Raw genomic sequence first — 4761 nt, forward strand, 5'->3', positions numbered from 1 at the left:
CCCCAACCCGAACGCCAACCCCAAGCCGAACGCCAACACCAACCCCAACACCAACACCAACTATCGAATTAACCGATATTAGTAATCATTGGGCAGGTGGGTTTATTCGGGAATTAGTCAAATTGGGGATAGTTAATGGTTTCCCCGATCGCACATTTAAACCCGATGCTACGATGACACGGGCACAATACGCCGCATTATTGGTAAAAGCTTTCAACCCATCGCCAAACCGCCCCGTGGTGAAATTCAAAGATGTACCCACAGATTTCTGGGCATCTAAGGTTATTCAGCAGGCATATCAAGGTTTATTTCTCTCTGGTTTTCCTGACAATACTTTCGGCCCCAACAAAAATATTCAGCGCGTGCAAGTGATTGTCTCCCTAGTGAATGGGTTGGGTCTATCTGCTGATGGTACAGCATCTATTAAAGCTTTCGATGACCAAGCCAAGATTCCTGAATATGCCAAGGATGAGGTAGTAAAAGCTATAAACAAGGAGATTATTGTCAATCACCCGAACCTCAAACAACTCAATCCTACCCGTGATGCTACACGCGCTGAGGTAGCGGCGATGGTATACCAAGCTTTGGTAGATGCTGGTCGTGTAGCGGCGATCGACTCGCCTTATATTCTGACTGCTTGATTGTTCAACTAATTTATTTTGCACAATCGGATTATTTTTTTAGGGGCAATTTATGTAGACGCATTCGCAGCTACATGAATCGCCCCTAAAAAATGATTTTAAATTAGAGACAGATCAAATTCATACTTAATTTCAAAAAAAGCTGTTTTTAGTTTCTACTCGAATGGAGGCAAATTATTCGGGTCGCTTCAAATTATCTCAAGCATAACTTTGGCTAAAATTGGTTACACAGCCTTAGCAATCTCTAGGAAATACACCTGTGAAGCTTGGTTGGCAATCATTCTGTCAGTGATAAAGTAGCAAAAGGTGAATCCTAATATTAACTTTCTCGAAAAGCTCTCACTTGCCCACGATGAATTAGAATAAATCTAAATATATAAGAATTTTAAAAAATCCAAATAAAAATTTTGTTTTGTTAACAAAAACAATGCAGTTGAATCGAAGTAATTTTCTCAGGTCTCTGATCCAGCCAGAGCCAGGAAAACCAGCAATATCCAACGGCTTGCGAGCTGCATTAGCGTTGGGGGTTCCGATGCTAATTGGGCAACTCATCAACCAAAGGGAAAGCGGATTATTTGTCGGTTTAATGGCTTACTTTGTCAATTTAGCAAATGTTGGTGGCCCTTACCAGATCAAAGCTAAGGCGATGGTGGCGGCTACTTTGGGAATGGCTGTTTCAGTATTTGTGGGTACTCTAGTCGCTAAAATTTCAGCATTATCTGTAGTACTGACATTTCTCTGGGGACTTGCTTCTGGTTTTGCGTCGATGTATGGAAACGCTGGTGCAAATGTCGGTCTGGTTGTAGGTGTATCATTTATTTCGACGATCGCACAGCCAGGAAATCTGGAAGTCGCACTCATGCGATCGCTGCTATGTCTAATTGCAGGTGGATGGGCGATGTTACTTTCTTTAGTAATGTGGCCTTTTAGACCTTATGACCCACTACGGTTAGCTTTGGCTGGCTGCTTCAGTGCGATCGCCAAATACATTCAAGCATTTCTCAGTAAGGTGACAACACCTGAAAATATTCTCGAAATTAGACAGGCATTAGAGACAGCACGGACTATTTTAGGTACTGCACGGATTGGAAAGCCGGCTCGGAGTTGGATGGATGAGCAGTTATTGGTACTAATTCAAGATGGCGATCGCTTGCTTGGCTCAGTTATTGCCTTAACAGAGTTACTAGAAACACACTTCCAACAACAGCAATATCACGCAGTTCAGCAATTAGTAGACGATGCACTCGAACAAATATCAGTCGTTGTGCAAGCCATAGCGAAAGTCATATCTTGCAAGCCTGCTAGCATCGATCTGGGAAATCTTAACCGCATTTATGAGGCACTAAAAGAACAAGAAAGTCTGCAAAGAAAAGCAATTGCTGGGAGTGAGACAGACTACACAACCCTCGTTGCTTTCACTAACCTAGTGCTGATGATCGAAAAACTGATCAAGCAGTTGCAATATACGGCTCAGACAGCTAAATCTCTGGTAGAACATAACAAGATGAGTCGCCGAGATATAGATAAACTTCTTGTAGTTGAAGATGAACAGCGATCGCTCTTAAGCCTACTCAAAGACAACCTCACCTTAGACTCAGCAATCTTTCGTCATGCTCTCCGCATTAGTGTAACTCTCACTGTAGGCGTAATCCTATACAGCATTACTAATTTACCAATGGGGTATTGGGTGACACTGACAAGCATCCTAGTCCTGAAACCGAACTTGGGTGCAACTTTCCAGAGGTTTTTTCAGCGAGTTGGCGGGACGATCTTGGGAGCCGTGTTAGCAGCTGTCGTAGTCGCAACCATCACCAGTAAGACTGTGTTAGACATCATCATTTTGCTGACAGTATTTTTTGGCATTTCCCTAATCAGTGTCAACTATGGGTATTCGGTGATTTTCTTATCAATATTTGTCTTACTAATTATCGATATTGGTAATCCCATTGGTTGGCAATTTGCTGGCTTTCGCGTGTTGAATACATTAATTGGGGCGGGACTGGCTTTTGCAAGCCATTACTTTATATTGCCAAATCGGGAACGCGATCGCTTACCCAGCCAACTCGCCATTGCACTGCGAGAATGCCACAAATACTTTCAAGATGTGATGGCTGTTTACCAGGGAACAAAAGAGCATGACTCCACCATTATCAGTCAACGGCGACAAACGGGATTGGCAATTGGCAATGCTCAAGCCTCATTTCAAGGATTGCTGCGCGAACCCCAAATGTCCAAAGAATTAGTAGAACCAGTGATGACGCTGTTGGTGTATATGGGACGTTTTACTAACTCCGTGACAGTTTTGGCAGTACATCTCGAACATTTTCGAGGAACAGTACCACTGCCGGAATTAGAAACTTTTGTCCGCCAAGTTTCGCTAATGTTAGAGCAGTTAGCTGATTCAATACAACTGGAAATTACCCCACCGCCATTACCTGGCTTGGAAGAAACGCTACAAAAAATCCAACCGCACCTGCAAGCACTGCGTACAGCCCGAATAAAAGAGCTAGCTGTCAATCAAGGACATACACCTGTTCGTCAAGCAGTCATTGATTACAGCATATTAGATTTGGAGATCGATCAAATTGTCCGGCGGTTGACTGCTATGCACTCAGCGATGGAACGGCTAATTTCAACGAAATAAAGCGCATTTTTTTCTCAGCAAGTCCCGATTTTTCCCAAATCAAATTAAGACTGCTATATTATTTTGTTCGTTACCGATCTTTCAAAAATGGATTAATGGCAAAAATTTCATAATATTTGTTACTTTATTTAAAGTTTTTAATTCTGGGATATCTGGTTTTAATTGTTCTGCGATCGCTAATTTTTGTTCAGCTTGTGCAGGTTGAAAGTCATATAAATAAACAACAGCTAAATAAAGATATACGTAAGGATTTTGAGCATCATATTTAGTCAATTCTATTAAATTTTGGATTAATTCTGGAACTTGGCGCTGTAAAAGTTGTGATAAGACTAGAGTGTAACGCCAATTTAAGTTATTTGGCTCTCTTTGCAGATGATAATTAGCCGCAAATCCAATCTGTTTTAAATAATCTTGAGTAGAATCGTATTGATTGAAATTATCTATCTGCACAAATATATTATTTAATTTACCCTGTTGTAACTCTTGCGCTAGCTGTGAAGTTCGGGTAACTAAATCTAAAGCTGGGGATTTTTCTACTATTCCTACATCTGTCACATTTACAGTAATATCTGGAATATTTAAAGATGTGACTTTATTGGTTCTTCTATCTAAATATAGTGCTGATAGCTGATATTTTCCTATTGGTAGTGTTTTAGGAATAAATGTGGCTAAGGTTTCTTTCACCTGGAAAGTTCCTTCAGGACGACATTTGATACCACAGTATAAATTGCCCAGACCAATGGCATGATCGTGATCCCAAGATGATTGGCCATTTTGCCATTTTAATAGTAAAATACCATTTTGTAAATCATCCCATGAACCCGTTATTTGATATGTTACAGGGTTATTCTTATCTAAAATTAATTCCTGAGAAATCTCAACCTTTTCTAGATTAATTGTAGATTCACTACTACTTAATTTTTCAACAATTACATGAGGAGTTTTGCAGTTATATAATCGAATTTTGTCTCTATTAGGTAATATCCAATCGCCCTGTAATTGAAAATCAGGAGAAGATTCAACTAAAGATTTTAATTTCCGTTTAGTCTTTCCACTTTCTCCCGGTTCATCTGGTTCATTATCTCTGGTGATATACCAACAAAAATATTGTAAATCTTGCTCTACCTGAGATAAGTTGGTTGTTAATTTTCTAGCATATACGCGAAAATCTGCTAATGTCCCAAAATAATCTAAAGTAAACTCATTTATTTGAGGTGTAGAAACGGGAATTACCCCTAAATTTGACCTTAAATACAAATTTGTTTCGTTGATTTTATTTATCAGCTTACCCAAGGGATATTTGTTGCCATCATTATTAGGAAAATGTTTACCACCCCATGCTTGAATTAGGGGTAAGGGAAACAAATTATTGACTAATAATATACTACTTAATACCAGGGTTGCTAATCTCAGCCTATCAAAATATATATTTTCAATTAAGTTAAATAAATCTGCCAATATTAAACTAATTATAGG

At 39.6% G+C, this 4761-nt stretch carries 3 protein-coding genes; 2 read left to right on the top strand and 1 reads right to left on the bottom strand.

Annotated elements, in window-relative coordinates:
- Positions 1-641, top strand: a 641-nt coding sequence (locus tag GNF10_RS35295; RefSeq protein ID WP_185607421.1) for an S-layer homology domain-containing protein, incomplete at its 5' end; no start/stop codon positions are given.
- 427 nt (positions 642-1068) lie between these two features.
- Positions 1069-3285 carry an FUSC family protein gene (locus GNF10_RS35300; protein ID WP_185581662.1) on the top strand — a complete coding sequence of 739 codons (2217 nt, stop codon included), beginning with the start codon at positions 1069-1071 and terminating at the stop codon, positions 3283-3285.
- A gap of 81 nt (positions 3286-3366) precedes the next feature.
- On the opposite strand, the gene GNF10_RS35305 is transcribed toward GNF10_RS35300, so the two are convergent.
- Positions 3367-4761, bottom strand: a 1395-nt coding sequence (locus GNF10_RS35305) for a tetratricopeptide repeat protein (protein ID WP_369009419.1), incomplete at its 5' end; no start/stop codon positions are given.

Source organism: Nostoc sp. UCD121 (genome assembly GCF_014222285.1).
Lineage (GTDB): Bacteria > Cyanobacteriota > Cyanobacteriia > Cyanobacteriales > Nostocaceae > Nostoc.

What these genes read in the sequence shown, in the direction of transcription:
- GNF10_RS35300 (WP_185581662.1), top strand. Translation starts at nt 1,069, where the DNA reads ATGCAGTTGAATCGAAGTAATTTTCTCAGGTCTCTGATCCAGCCAGAG.